The sequence below is a fragment of the Clostridium pasteurianum genome (assembly GCF_001705235.1).
In the GTDB taxonomy this organism is placed as follows: domain Bacteria; phylum Bacillota; class Clostridia; order Clostridiales; family Clostridiaceae; genus Clostridium_S; species Clostridium_S pasteurianum_A.
In genome coordinates, this window is the sequence record NZ_MCGV01000002.1 from 82,967 (window position 1) to 97,373 (window position 14,407).

Here is a 14,407-nt window from a genome sequence, read left to right on the forward strand (position 1 = left end):
TATGAATAATAAATCATCAAAATTATCGTGGCTTGATCGCTATTTAACAGTATGGATTTTTTTAGCAATGGCACTTGGAATATTTTTAGGATGGGTTTTTCCAGGCCTTGCAAGTACACTATCAAATTTATCCATAGGAACAACATCTATTCCTATGGCTATAGGACTTATAGTTATGCTCTATCCACCACTGGCAAAGGTTAATTATAAAGAACTTCATAAAGTTTTTAAAAATCCTAGAGTTTTGGGATTATCACTTTTACAGAACTGGATTATAGGACCAATTTTAATGTTTCTAATTGCAATTATATTTTTAAAATCATATCCAGCATTTATGACCGGACTTATATTAATCGGTCTTGCAAGGTGCATTGCCATGGTTATTGTATGGAATGGCCTGGCTGATGGTGATACAGAATATGCAGCTGCACTTGTAGCTTTTAATTCAATTTTTCAGGTTATCTTTTATTCAGTATACTGCTATATATTCATAACTGTCCTGCCAACTATGTTTGGATTAACAGGCTATAAGGTTAATATTTCTATGGGTAAGGTAGCTATCTCTGTGGCAATTTATCTTGGAATTCCATTTGCAGCTGGCCTACTTACAAGGTTAATTTTAGAGCCTAAACGTGGAACAGAATGGTATAATAAAAAATTTATACCGAAGATAAGCCCATTAGCATTAATTGCTTTACTTTTTACAATAATAATTATGTTCACTTATAAGGGCAAATATATAGTTGAACTTCCACTTGATGTTATAAGAATTGCAGTTCCGCTTTTAGTGTATTTTGTAATAATGTTCTCAGCTTCATTCTTTATAAGCCGTAAAGCTGGAATAGACTATAAAAGAACTACTACACTTTCCTTTACCGCTGCAAGTAATAACTTTGAGCTTGCCATAGCTGTTGCAGTTGCCGTATTTGGAATAGAATCAAAGGAGGCATTTACTGCGGTTATAGGTCCATTAGTAGAAGTACCTGTTATGATAGCCCTTGTAAATGTAGCTCTTCACTGGAAGAAAAAATATTTTAATAACGGAGGAATTTAACTATGAAACCTAAAGTGGCGTTTATATGCGTACACAATTCCTGTAGATCTCAAATGGCAGAAGCACTGTCTAAATTATTTGCAAATGATGTATTTGAGGCATATTCTGCTGGAACAGAACTAAGGGATACAATAAATCAGGATGCCGTAAGGATTATAAAGGATTTATATGGCACTAATATGAATAAAACTTATAAATCAAAACTTTTAAAGGATATTCCAGAGGCTGATATAGTAATAAAAATGGGCTGTAATGTAGTGTGTCCTTTCTTACCTGCAAAACATACAGAAGATTGGGGTCTTGAGGATCCTACAGGAAAAAGTGATGAGGAATTTATAAAAACAGCAAAAGCTATTGAAGAGAAAGTTAAAGACCTATCTAAAAGAATTAAAAATAATGAAATTAAATTATAAGGAGCGATAAATATGAGTAAAATAGAAATTTTTGATCCAGCTATGTGCTGCTCAACAGGTGTCTGCGGACCAAGTATAAATAAAGAACTTTTAAGGGTTGCAACAGTTATAAATAATATGATTAAAAAAGGTGCTGATGTGACAAGACATAACCTCTCAAGTGAACCACAGGCATTTATAGATAACAAGAAGGTTAATGAATATTTAAACTCAAAGGGTGCAGAAGTACTTCCAATAACACTTGTTGATGGTGAGGTTAAAAAGCTTAAGGCATACCCAACAAATGAGGAATTTTCCAATTGGTCAGGAATATCCAAGGAGGATTTATCTACCATAACTATAAAAAAACCTAAAAAAAGCTGCGGTTGTAATAATAAAGGCTGCTGCTAGAAGGAAGGCTTATAATGGATAAAACATTTAATTTAGAAGATATTAAGCTAACAAAATATTTATTCTTCACAGGAAAGGGCGGAGTTGGAAAGACTTCCACGGCGGCGGCAACAGCAGTTACCCTTGCAGACAGTGGAAAAAAGGTGCTTCTAATAAGTACTGATCCAGCATCTAACCTTCAGGATATATTTAATACACCGCTTAATAATAAAGGTACTTCCATAGAAGATGTTCCAGGCCTTGTTATAGTAAATCTTAATCCTGAAGAAGCAGCTAAAGATTACAGGGAATCCGTTTTAGCTCCTTACAAGGGAAAACTTCCTGAGACTGTAATAAATAATATGGCAGAGCAACTTTCAGGCTCATGTACTGTGGAAATAGCAGCTTTTAATGAATTTTCGTCTTTTATAACAGATGAAAGTATAAAGGAAAAGTACGATCATATTATATTTGATACAGCACCTACAGGGCATACCTTAAGAATGCTTCAATTGCCTTCAGCCTGGAGCAATTTCATAAGTGAAAGTACTCATGGTGCTTCATGTTTAGGTCAACTAGCAGGACTAGAAGATAAAAAAGAAATGTATAAGAATGCTGTTGAAGCTTTATCAAATGATAAAACTACTACTTTAATATTAGTTGCAAGACCAGAATACTCACCGCTTAAAGAGGCTGAAAGAGCTTCCCTTGAATTAAGGGATATAGGTATTAACAATCAAATGCTTATTATTAACGGAATTCTTAGTCAGGACAGCAAGAACGATGAAATATCCAATAGTTTATATAAAAAACAAAATGAAGCTCTTAAAAGCATTCCAGAACATTTAAGAAATCTTGAAACTTATAAAATACCTTTAAGATCATATAACGTCACAGGCATAGAAAATATACGAATGCTCTTAAAAAAGGATTTTAAAGAAATAAGTGACATGAGTCTTAATGTGAAAAACTTAAAGGGTGTTAAGAACCTTATTGATGATCTGTATTTAAGTAAAAAGAAAGTTATTTTTACTATGGGAAAAGGCGGCGTTGGTAAAACCACTTTGGCTGCTGCTATAGCTTTAGGTCTTTCAGAAAAGGGAGTTAAGGTGCATTTAGCTACAACTGATCCAGCAGCTCATTTGAAGTTTGTTATTAATGAAGGAAATAATATAACTTTAAGTAGAATAGATGAGAAAAAAGAATTAGAAAAGTATAAAGAAGAAGTATTAAAAAAAACTAGGGAAACCATGGGAAATGCTGATATTGCCTATATAGAGGAAGATTTACGTTCACCCTGCACTCAAGAAATTGCAGTGTTTAGAGCCTTTGCAGATATAGTAGATAAAGCAGAAAATCAGGTAGTAGTCATAGATACCGCACCTACTGGACACACTTTACTGCTTTTGGATTCAACCGAAAGCTATAACAAAGAGATTTCAAGGTCTGAAGGAGATATTCCAAAATCGGTTTTAAAACTTCTGCCAAGACTCAAAAACGAAAAAGAGACAGAAGTTATAATAGTAACTCTTCCAGAAGCAACTCCTGTATATGAGGCTGAAAGACTTCGTGAGGATTTAAAAAGGGCTGGAATCAATAATAAATGGTGGATAATTAATTCAAGTTTACTTGTTACTGATACCAAAAGTGATTTTTTGAGAACAAAAGCTAAAAGTGAAATTCAATGGATAAATAAAGTAAATGAAATTTCATCTGGAAACTTTGCTGTCGCTGCATGGCACAGTGATGAACTTAAAGGAAATAGACTCAAAGAATTGATAGAATAATTTGAATGACAAAAAATAGAATCACTATAGTAAATTTTTTTATATTACTATAGTGGTTCTTTTTATTGATATGATAATAACTTTATAAATCAGTTTATCCTTTATTATATAGGGAACGCAACTAAAGTACATTTAGTATTAATATATTCCTTGACAATTAATCGAACTGTGAGTACAATATAAATAATTAATTAAACTCGCAGTTCGATTAATTAGGAGGTAATATAATGGCAAGAAAAAAAGAACCTGAATTAATTGAAGTCAATAGAAACAGAATAATAAAAGCTGCAAAAGCTTTATTTGAGGCAAATGGAATAGAAAAAGTTAAAATGGATGATGTTGCTAAGGTTGCTGATATGAGTAAATCAACTTTGTATGTCTATTTTAAAAGCAAAGATGAAATCTTAAATTACATTTCATTAGAAGCAATGATATATTTTTACAAAGAGTTAGAGAAAAAACTATCCAATGAAGTTTACTCTATACATGATAAATATATGGCAATATGTGATGTTATGGTAGAATTTAAAGCTCATTATCCTTTAAACTATCAAGTAATTATGAAAGAACTTTATGTTGAAGACAAGTATGTAAAGAAAAATGATATACTTCATAAAATCTATGATACTGGTGAAAAAATAAATCATCTTATTATTGATACTTTAATGAGGGATGAAATATATGATAATGAACAGGAAATGATAAGAAAAATCTTTCTGCAATGGGGAAGTATTTATGGACTAATTATTCTTGCAGATAATAAAGAAAAGTATATTAAAAAAAGTATGAATATGTCTAAATCCGAATTTCTACATAAGGGCTTTGAGGATTTATTTAAGACATTTATGCTTAGCAAACCTATGCAGGAGGTAAAATAAATGGTTGGTGTGTATTTTAGTGGAACGGGCAATACAAAATATGTAATAAATAAATTTATGGAATATTATAATGGGACAAGTAATTGCTTTTCCATTACAGATCCTGATGTAATAAAAAAAATTGATGAAAATAAAGAAATATTATTAGCATATCCCATTCAATTTAGCAATATTCCTAAGATTGTTAAAGATTTTATTAATAAAAACAGTAATCATTTTAAAAATAAAAATGTGTTTATCATTGCTACAATGGGTCTATTTAGTGGAGATGGTACTGGACTCTCAGCACGAATACTTAAAAGATATGGAGCAAAAATAACAGGTGGATTACATATAAGAATGCCAGATACTGTTGCAGACTCTAAGGCCCTCAAAAAAACTTTAGCTGAAAACAAAAAAATTGTAAAAAATGCAGAGACTAAACTTAAAGAAGCTGCTAGTAAATTAAAAAATGGAAATCCCACTAAAGATGGGCTAAATATCTTTAATCATGTTGCTGGCTTACTAGGTCAACGATTGTGGTTCTATAATAAAACACAACACTATACAGATGCTATTAATATTGATACAATCAAATGTATTGGGTGTGGCTTATGTGCTAAAAAATGTCCTATGAAGAATATTACAATAGAAGGTGGAAAAGCTTGTAGCTCAAATAAATGCACATGGTGTTATCGATGCATAAACCATTGCCCTAAGCAGGCTATCACTTTGATTGGTAAACATGTAGCTCAGCAGGTACGGATAGAGAAATATTTATAAAAAAGGACCACTATATAAACTTTTATATAGTGGTCCTTTTTCAAATCCTTGCAATTTGTAATTTATCAAATTTTGCATAAAATTATTCCCAATTTATCAAAATTTATGCAAATCAATATTGACATTAATAATATACAGAACTATAATTATAGAAAATAATTACATTAAAGTTAGTTTTTTAAAATATAAAGTGATATTGGGTAATTAAGGGAGGCAATTAATATGAATAAGCAATGTTTTACAAGGAATTCATCTTATTTAATTTTAATATCAAAGTCAGAAGATAAATATGAACAAAAATAGCATAAGAAATAAAGAATACTTTAAAATTTCTTTATTACTATTGAGCAATGGCATATCCTCAATAGGTGATTATATATATTTAGTTGCTATTAATATTGATATTTTAAAAAGAACTCACTCTGCTTTATTAGTATCAACCATATGGGCAATTCCTTATATAACATCGATATTAACAAAATTTTGGTCGGGAAGTGTAGCAGATAGATGTAATAAAAAGGTAATTATGATATTAATCAATATACTCAATTGTGCTGTATTAATTTTAATGGTAGCCTTTCCAAATATATTAATTATTTATATATTAATGTTTTTGCTCAACATAGGTATCTCAATATACAATTCAATATCACTGCCATATATCACAGAAAATATATCAGAAAATAGAAGGAAACGCTTTAATTCTATTAGGGGAATGTTAACAAATGGCTCTGTTGTTATAGGACCTGCAGTTTCAGGTATTATTCTTGCAATATCTTCAGCATCTACAGCAATTATAATTAATGCAATATCATTTTTTATATCCGCATTTTTATTAATTTTCATGCCTAAATATAAAATAGTAATTGAATCCCAAAAAACAGTTCATAAAAACATACTAAAAAGTTTAGTAGATGACTGGAAAAAATCCTATACTTTCATGATTTATGAAAACTTTAAATTTGCTATTTTTAACTTTCTAGCTGTAGCCATTATAGTTATAGGTGTAGCATTAGATTCGCAAGAAGTTGTTTTTGCTACAAGAATTTTAAATTTGAGTTCTTCGGAATATAGTATATTATTTATGATTGCTGGAGTTGGATATGTTTTAGGTTCCATTATAATTATGGCATTTGCAAATAAGATATCAACTAATAACTTGTTGAAATTCGGAATCATATTTAGCGCTTTAGGCTTTTTCATATATTCAATTTCAAATTCATTAATAATGGCCATAATTGGATTTATTATTTTAGGTATTTTTCAATCTATGTTCAACACAGGTTATATATCTATTCTACAAGAAATTATTCCTATAAAAATATTTGGAAGAATACTCAGCAGTATTTCGTTTTTTCAAAGTATATTAACTATAATTTCTATAGTTTGTATTGGAGCATTATCAGAATATTTTAATATAAGGTATGTAGTCGTAGCAAGTACTATCATGATTTTTATATTTTCAACTGTAATGTTTTATACAATAACTGTTAACCAAAAGAATGAGACCCTTAGTAGCAATTAATTATTACTTAATCATTATATATTAGCAATGGTTTACCTTAATTTATTAGCCTTACATTATGTAAAACTAATAAATTAAAGTAAAGTGCTGATAAATAACTTACATTTTTATATTTTAAAGTAATCTTAATGAATTTACTTTATCTAGCTCTCAGTCTAATTTTAATGTTACAATTATTTTTGTCCCTTTACCTTCTTTACTTTTTACATCTATGGCTCCACCATGCATATTAGCAATCCACTTAGCAATAGAAAGTCCAAGTCCAGAGCCACCCTTTTCCTTTGATCTTGATTTATCAACAACATAAAATCTATTAAATATTTTTTGGGCTTCATCCTTTGGAATTCCAATGCCATTATCTGAAACTATTATTTGAACAGTATCATTATACACCATTGAACTTACGTCTATTTTACCACCCCCCGGAGTAAACTTAATGCTATTATCAATAAATATCCTAATCATCTCTTTTATCATCTTATAATCCGCAAAAATCATTACATCATCATTTCTACAACTTTCTATGGTGCGATTTTTCTCTATGATTTTGCTTTCCCTGACAATCTCATCAATTAATTCATTAAGATAAAATTCTTTCTTTTCAATTAATTGCGTATCATTATCCCCTCTTGCTAGAAAAAGAAGTTTTTCAATTAAATCTCCCATACTAGAAGCCTCAAGTTTAATTGCTGAAATTGATTTTTCTAGAGCCTCCCTATCGTCTTTTCCCCATCTATCTAGCAAATTTGCATATCCCTGTATTACAGCAATTGGGGTTCTAAGTTCATGAGAAGCATCAGACACAAATTGTGTTTGTCTATCAAAAGCTTCCTGAAGTCTTTCTATCATTTTGTTAAAGGTACTTGCAAGTCTTTTGAGCTCATCATCAGGACCTTTTACTTGTAGCCTATCATTTAAATTACTAATGCTTATATTTTCAGCAGTTTTAGTTATGTAATCAATAGGTTTAAGCATTCTTTTACTTACTATGTATCCTAGTAAAATTGAAGCAATAATTCCAATAAAATCAGCAGCAGCCATAAAACCAAATAACACCTTCATAAACCAGTATTCATTATTCATGTTTTTAATTATTTCAATATATATAGTGCCATTTTTTTTGCTCTGAGCAGTGACTTTTTTATAGATTAAATGCTTTTCATCATCTTCAATACGCTTTTCTCTATCTGCTGCTATCTTATGATGCCTTAACCATTTCATAATTTTATACTCAAACTTTTCAGATGAATTTAACACCTTTCCATTCCTTTCAATTACCCTAGCTTCCATATTTTCCGTAGAAGGAATATCTGAAAAAAACGTCTTGCTGGACAAATCCCATGATTTAGCTTTATTTACTAATATTACCTGTACATCTTCAATTTGCTTACTTGCTTCACTATAAAGATAATGCTTAACTCCAAATAAAATTGAAGCATTTAAGATAAGAAGCACTAGTGAAAATAGAATTGCATAAACCGCAGTTATTTTTATAGAAATAGAAATTTTTGTGTTTTTAAGCTTATTAGTTATGTATTTAATCTTCTTTAATAACATATCCTACACCCCGTACGGTATTTATAAGCTTATCTTGAAATCCATCATCAATTTTACTTCTCAAATATCTTATAAATACATCAACTACATTAGTATCTCCTTCATAATCATATCCCCACAATCTTTCAATCATCTGCTCTCTTGTAAGGACAACGTTTTTATTTGTCATAAGCATTTTAAGGATATCATACTCTTTTTTAGTAAGTTCAATTCTCTTTCCTTCTCTTAAAACCTCATGGGTTTTATCGTTCATAACAACATCTTTAATTTTAATCGCATCCTTTGAAATAGTATTTCTTTCATACACTCTCACTCTTGCAAATAATTCTTCTATTTCAAAGGGCTTCGTCATATAATCATTTGCACCTACATCTAAACCTAAAACCTTGTCAGGAACATCACTTTTAGCAGTTAACATTATAATCGGCACCTCCGAAAATTTACGTACTCTCCTGCAAACCTCAATACCATTTAAACCTGGTATCATAATATCAAGAAGTATTAAATTATAATCACCTTTTTCTGCTTTCTCTAAAGCATTTCTACCATCATATGCAGTGTCAACCACGTATCCTTCATGGGTAAGCTCCATTTCTATAAACATTGACATCTGTTTTTCATCTTCTACTAAAAGTATTTTAAAGTTCTTCAAGTTATCATCTCCATGCCCATTTCATTCGTTATATTATATATTATCTACATTTTAAATTAAAATCACATTAAAACCTAAAAAAAATTTTAATGCAATTTTAATATTCTAAAGTTAATATAATAATAAATTTTTATAACACATACAAAAACATAAAATAGAGAGGATATTTAAATATGAATATGGAGCTTTTTAGATTAATAAACAACTTAGCAAATAAAAATATAGTTTTGGATAAGATAATGATTTTCTTTTCAAAGGATGTGACTTATATATTTATGGGCATTGTTGCATTAGTATTTATTTTAGGCATTATTAAGGGAAATGATAACTATAGAAAAGCATCTGTAAGCACAGTTATTATTACAGTAATTAACTTAATATTAAGCTTTATACTTGGAAGTATATATTATGTAGATAGACCCTTTGTCCATAATAAAGTTAACTTATTAGTTCCCCATGTTAAAGATGCATCTTTCCCAAGTGACCATGCTACGGGAACAATGAGCATAGCCTTAGGCCTCGGAAGGTATAATAGACTAATTAGAATTATACTGACACTGTTATCATTAATCGTAGGTTTTTCAAGAGTATATGTTGGAAATCATTATCCTTTAGATGTTATTGGTGCATATATTATGGTGTTCGTTACAAACTACTTATATAATTTACTATTAAAAAATAGAATTGAAGAAATTTATATGAAGGTTGAAAAGTTATTACTAAATAAAACAGGATTTCATAAAAACTCAGGTGAGATATATTAATTGGCAGTATTATTTTAACCTTAAGTGAGAGTAGGTGTTTATTATTATGTCAGGTTCGAAAAAAATCAATGCAAATAGCAGTATATTTCACAAGGGTTTTGAACTTGGAATATTAATAAAGGCTATTGATAGTATTTTAGAAATTATAGGTGGAGTTTTATTAGTCTTTTTAAATCCAAGTAGATTGAATAATTTAGTTATTTGGTTAACACAGCATGAGCTATCAGAAGATCCAAGGGATGTTATTGCAAATTTTATGATAAAGCTAAGTTCAAAATTCACTATAAATACACAATATTTTGGAGTTTTTTATTTGGTTTCTCATGGAATAGTTAAATTAATTCTTATAATTTTTTTATGGAAGGGAAAGACCTGGGCTTATCCAGTTACAATAGTATCATTAATTGTTTTTATAATGTATCAAATTTATAGATATATGCTTAATCCTTCAATGGGGCTAGTACTACTGACTATTTTTGATTTTATAATGATAATATTAACTTTTATAGAGTATAGAAGAGTTAAAAATTAAGCATTCGGTATACTAAAGCAAAATATGTAAAGAATACTCTATATAAGATTAGTTTTTTATTAAAGTTCACTTAAAAAATAGCCTGTACTAAAACTTGTCACCTAGGAGGCGGCTGCAGTGAAAAAAATAACAAAAAAAGTTTTAATCCCCTTAGTTTTATTGGTAATTGTATTGTCAGCTTTTATTATAAGCTTATATAAACGGAACACCACCAAGCTTGATACATATATTTCATTGTGCTTACATTTAAACAATATAATTAATCCTACTTCAATTACTAACAAATCAATTAAAAAAATCAGAGGGAACTTAAACACCCAGTCTACAAAATGGTCTAAAAAAGCTATTCCCTTTTCGGATATTAAAAATTTTACTATAAGAGAAAACTTAGAAGAAATACCAGTACGTATATATACACCCAAAAGCGGCAGTAATATGCCGATAATTATTTACTCCCATGCTGGATTTTGGGCAGCAGGAAATCTTGATACTGAAGATAATATCTGTAGAAAACTTTCTCTAGGTACAAATGCAGTCCTGGTGTCTGTAGATTATCGTCTTGCTCCAGAAAATCCATTCCCCAGTGCAGTTAATGATGTATATAATGTACTTCAGTGGACTTACAAAAATGCAAGCACTATAAATGGTGACGGAAAGCGCATAGCCCTCGTTGGAGATAGTGCAGGTGGAAATCTGTCCGCTGCAGTTTCGTTAATGGCAAGAAATAAAAATGGCCCGCCAATAACTTGTCAGGTATTAATATATCCTTCTACAAACATATTTAAACTAAACAGTAAGTCATGGTCTCTCTTCGCTAAAGGTGTTAATATTAATTCAAAGGATATGCAAAAATATATATCCTTATATATCCCTAAAAAGGAAGATAGAAAAAATCCTTATGCATCACCACTTTTAGCTAAAAACTTCGAGCAATTACCAGATGCATTTATAATAACTGCTGAAATAGATCCCCTTAGTGATGAAGGAAAAGCTTATGGTGAAAAATTAAAAGCTGCAGGAGTCAAAGTAGATTTCAAACAATATAATGGTGTTTGTCATGGATTTATTCAAATGGATAAAATCACACCAAAAGCTGACAAAGCATTAAATGAGATTACTTTATACCTAAAGAAAGAATTTCATGAATATAAATAAAGAGGCTCTGGCATTAATAATTAAGAATGAATGATGATTTTCCGCAGCGTGGCGGAAGAAAATCTTCCTTGTTTTTACCTCTATGCGAAATAACAGTATTTTGCAAACTGTTTAAATAAAGCTCAATAAGACTTGCTCCAAATAATGAAAAGACTTAGAAATTTTAATTTGTTTGAGCTTTTTTTCAGCGAGTTATTAAAATTTCTTAGTCTTTTCATTATTTGAAGCTTAGTCTTATGAGTTTTATTTAATGTTTTAAAATACTGTTACTTCCCAATGTTTATTTTCTTGGGTTAGCAAAACTTGGTTCAGTTGGATTAGGCTTATCAAAATATTTACCTGGTGTTGATAAATCAAAATATAATTTAGAATCTTCTGTTACACCAAAATCTTTATTTGAACCTGTATCTTTGACTTTATTTAATGCTTCTCTAAATAAAGCATTGTGAGCTTCCTCACGGTTTAATAGGAAATCTATAGTGTTCCTTACTTCCTTATCATTTATCTGACGGTACAAATACTCATATACAACTTTAGCTCTCTGCTCTGATGCTATATTGGAAAGTATATCTGCTACAAGATCACCTGTAACAGTAACATAATTTCCACTCCATGGAGCTCCGGATGAATTTACTAAAACTGGAGCTAATCCAGAAAGTACATGAGTTTCAATTTCCCCTGATCCAACACTTTCATGGTTTACAGTATGACCATTTAATAAATTAATAGTTTCAGCAACTATTTCCATATGGCTAAGTTCTTCAGTTCCTATGTCGAGAAACAAGTCTTTTATTGTCTGATCTTTAACTCTAAAACTCTGTGATAAATATTGAAGTGCAGCTTTTAATTCTCCATTTCCTCCACCTAATTGTTCCTGCATTAGAACTGCATATTGTGGATTCGGCCTTTCAACTTTTACTTGCAAATTATTCAAAAATTGTTTTTCATGTTTAAACAAATTAAAACACCTCCAAAATGTTATATAAATTAATATTTGCATTAACTATATAGTTATACTTAAATCACTAATTTTAAAAAATAAATTAGCATAAAATAGTGACAATATTTCATCATGTTTCATAAAATACAAATGGTTGTACTTTTAGGAGGTCAATAATGTATATACGTAATAATTATGGCTACTGCCCCTATATGAGGAATTTTTTATGGCAAAATAGTGCTAGACATGATGATGATGACTCTGAAACTAAAATGATGCCAAACTCCGGAAACAATGTATGCCAGCAGTTTGCAAACATTCTTGGAGGCAAGGTAACAGAATCTAAGCCCGGTTCATGTTCCGTAGAAAAAGACAGGGATAATTTAAACGTAACAATTTGGGGAATTCCTGCAAAATCAGTTCTTAAAGGTGAATTTTCTTATCAAGGTATGAACCCATCAGGAAGGGCTTTGAATCTAGGCGAAATAGTTGTACTCCAAGATGAACTTAATAACTTTCTAACTGTTCTCAAAAGGAACGGAATTGATATTTCAGCAGTTCACAATCACTGGATATACGACAACCCTAGAATATTATATGTTCATTTTCAATCAATAGACAATCCTTTAAATTTTGCAAGAAAAGTGTCTGAAGCACTCAAAGTTCTTAGGTGAAATTATCTATTCCTATGCTTTTATATAGAAAAATTTTACACAAAGCAAAAGGACAATACATTAAAAATTAAGAATAAAAGAAGAATTAAGAATGACGGAAAATCTTTCCTCATTCTTAATTCTTCTTTTTTAATATCTTTGCTTTAAAATATTTATACACTAAAAACTATCAATTTTTTAGCATAGCATCAACATGACTTAATTCCAGAAAACTACAACTTGTTTTGTTGTTTCATCTACATATGTCATATATCTTATAGAATCTTCAAACTGGCTTCTAGACATACTTATATATTTAGAAGTATCCCATGGATTTATTACTACTACAGTACTTGGAGTTACACTCTTTATTGAATAGGAATGTTCTCCATTTCCTATAATACCTTTGCTTTCATCTGCTTTAGTAAAATCACAAGCAGCTGTAATACCATTTCCAGATGCACATCTTGAAGCCATAGTATTCATTATGTTAGTTTTGTTAGTAGCTCCATAAACAGTATTTTTCCTAAATCCTGTGAACTGTACAAATACATCACAAGCAAAACAACCATTATAAATATTCATAGCTTTTTGCAATCCAGCTTCTACAACTCTAGCATCAAGGTCTCCAGTTACATATGCATCGTCTACATCTTCCTCTGATACTGTTTGCCTTCCTGCTCCAAAGTTAAGTGTATAACTATAATCATTATTAACTGAAATCATTCTCCTAAAAAGACTTCTACCAAATCTACTGTTATCTAGTGCCTGTATTGCAGAAATAGCACCACAATCACCAACATCTCCTTGATAGATTGTACTTAATTTACCATCAAGTTGGTTTGTTGGATCACCAGTTGTTCTTGCAAATGCAGAAAATGGTGTAAATAAAGTAGCAGCAACAATAAGTAACGATAGAAACGAAGTAATAATTTTTGTTTTGATTTTTCTCATTTTTAAATCTCCCTTAGCAATTTTTTTAATGCATTAAATATATTCCCTTTTATGCCTTATGCTTGTCCTATATAATAATTTTTTACAGCATTATATTATAGGATTGAGCTATTGATATATTATTAAATTCTAATAACTTAGCTTGTATAGTTAAACTTCTTACCATTAATACAAAAACCAGGTCATTAAATTTTATCTTTATCATGGCTGCTAATCCTAAATACTTATAATTATATATTATATTGCAAGCAAGTTAAATTGTACCACTAGATTTGTATATGCGCAATATGTAAAAGTAAATTTGCCATTTAACTCTTAATATTATAGATGGCATAAAATCGTTACAAGAGCCACATATACTCATATGAATACTGATACTAAAAACCATGAGATTTTTAGTTATATAACATAA

15 protein-coding genes are annotated in these 14,407 nt (G+C 30.0%); 11 read left to right on the forward strand and 4 right to left on the reverse strand.

Translation table 11 applies throughout. From position 1 onward, the window contains the following. Nucleotide 1: 1 nt before the first annotated feature. From arsB to BEE63_RS20575, 7 genes are all read left to right on the forward strand, one after another. A complete protein-coding gene (arsB, locus tag BEE63_RS20545; protein ID WP_066023370.1) occupies nucleotides 2–1,054 on the forward strand; it encodes an ACR3 family arsenite efflux transporter in 1,053 nt (350 codons plus the stop codon). A gap of 2 nt (nucleotides 1,055–1,056) precedes the next feature. Beyond that, the gene (locus tag BEE63_RS20550; protein ID WP_066023371.1) at nucleotides 1,057–1,467 is read left to right on the forward strand and encodes an arsenate reductase ArsC; all 411 of its coding nucleotides are present in this window, start codon (nucleotides 1,057–1,059) and stop codon (nucleotides 1,465–1,467) included. A 12-nt stretch (nucleotides 1,468–1,479) separates the two neighbouring features. Then, the gene (gene arsD / locus BEE63_RS20555) at nucleotides 1,480–1,857 is read left to right on the forward strand and encodes an arsenite efflux transporter metallochaperone ArsD (RefSeq protein WP_066023372.1); all 378 of its coding nucleotides are present in this window, start codon (nucleotides 1,480–1,482) and stop codon (nucleotides 1,855–1,857) included. Between the two features lie 14 nt (nucleotides 1,858–1,871). Then, the gene (arsA, locus tag BEE63_RS20560; protein WP_066023373.1) at nucleotides 1,872–3,623 is read left to right on the forward strand and encodes an arsenical pump-driving ATPase; all 1,752 of its coding nucleotides are present in this window, start codon (nucleotides 1,872–1,874) and stop codon (nucleotides 3,621–3,623) included. A gap of 227 nt (nucleotides 3,624–3,850) precedes the next feature. Further along, nucleotides 3,851–4,501 carry a TetR/AcrR family transcriptional regulator gene (locus BEE63_RS20565; protein ID WP_066023374.1) on the forward strand — a complete coding sequence of 217 codons (651 nt, stop codon included), beginning with the start codon at nucleotides 3,851–3,853 and terminating at the stop codon, nucleotides 4,499–4,501. Further along, a complete protein-coding gene (locus BEE63_RS20570; RefSeq protein WP_066023375.1) occupies nucleotides 4,502–5,263 on the forward strand; it encodes an EFR1 family ferrodoxin in 762 nt (253 codons plus the stop codon). Between the two features lie 289 nt (nucleotides 5,264–5,552). Next, nucleotides 5,553–6,788, forward strand: coding sequence for an MFS transporter (locus BEE63_RS20575; protein WP_066023376.1), 1,236 nt, complete (start codon nucleotides 5,553–5,555; stop codon nucleotides 6,786–6,788). Nucleotides 6,789–6,938: 150 nt separating this feature from the next. On the opposite strand, the gene BEE63_RS20580 is transcribed toward BEE63_RS20575, so the two are convergent. Continuing rightward, nucleotides 6,939–8,345, reverse strand: coding sequence for a sensor histidine kinase (locus BEE63_RS20580; protein WP_066023377.1), 1,407 nt, complete (start codon nucleotides 8,343–8,345; stop codon nucleotides 6,939–6,941). Continuing rightward, entirely contained in the window at nucleotides 8,326–8,997 is a 672-nt protein-coding gene (locus BEE63_RS20585; protein WP_066023378.1) for a response regulator transcription factor, read from the reverse strand. The genes BEE63_RS20580 and BEE63_RS20585 overlap by 20 nt, the downstream gene beginning before the upstream one ends. Before the next feature lie 173 nt (nucleotides 8,998–9,170). Here BEE63_RS20585 and BEE63_RS20590 point away from each other — a divergent pair, with 173 nt between their 5' ends. From BEE63_RS20590 to BEE63_RS20600, 3 genes are all read left to right on the forward strand, one after another. Next, nucleotides 9,171–9,761 (forward strand): undecaprenyl-diphosphatase, encoded by a 591-nt coding sequence (locus tag BEE63_RS20590; protein ID WP_066023379.1) that lies wholly within the window; start codon nucleotides 9,171–9,173, stop codon nucleotides 9,759–9,761. Nucleotides 9,762–9,807: 46 nt separating this feature from the next. Continuing rightward, nucleotides 9,808–10,293, forward strand: a complete 486-nt coding sequence (locus BEE63_RS20595) for a DUF2127 domain-containing protein (protein WP_066023380.1) — start codon at nucleotides 9,808–9,810, stop codon at nucleotides 10,291–10,293. Nucleotides 10,294–10,410: 117 nt separating this feature from the next. After that, complete coding sequence (locus BEE63_RS20600) at nucleotides 10,411–11,448, forward strand: alpha/beta hydrolase (RefSeq protein ID WP_066023381.1); 1,038 nt, start codon at nucleotides 10,411–10,413, stop codon at nucleotides 11,446–11,448. Between the two features lie 280 nt (nucleotides 11,449–11,728). Here the strand turns inward: BEE63_RS20600 and BEE63_RS20605 are convergent, their stop codons facing one another. Beyond that, nucleotides 11,729–12,406, reverse strand: coding sequence for a manganese catalase family protein (locus tag BEE63_RS20605; RefSeq protein WP_066023382.1), 678 nt, complete (start codon nucleotides 12,404–12,406; stop codon nucleotides 11,729–11,731). Between the two features lie 158 nt (nucleotides 12,407–12,564). Here BEE63_RS20605 and BEE63_RS20610 point away from each other — a divergent pair, with 158 nt between their 5' ends. Continuing rightward, entirely contained in the window at nucleotides 12,565–13,062 is a 498-nt protein-coding gene (locus BEE63_RS20610; RefSeq protein WP_066023383.1) for a DUF1259 domain-containing protein, read from the forward strand. Between the two features lie 198 nt (nucleotides 13,063–13,260). Here the strand turns inward: BEE63_RS20610 and BEE63_RS20615 are convergent, their stop codons facing one another. Next, nucleotides 13,261–13,995, reverse strand: a complete 735-nt coding sequence (locus BEE63_RS20615; protein ID WP_066023384.1) for a TrbC/VirB2 family protein — start codon at nucleotides 13,993–13,995, stop codon at nucleotides 13,261–13,263. Between the last annotated feature and the right edge of the window lie 412 nt (nucleotides 13,996–14,407).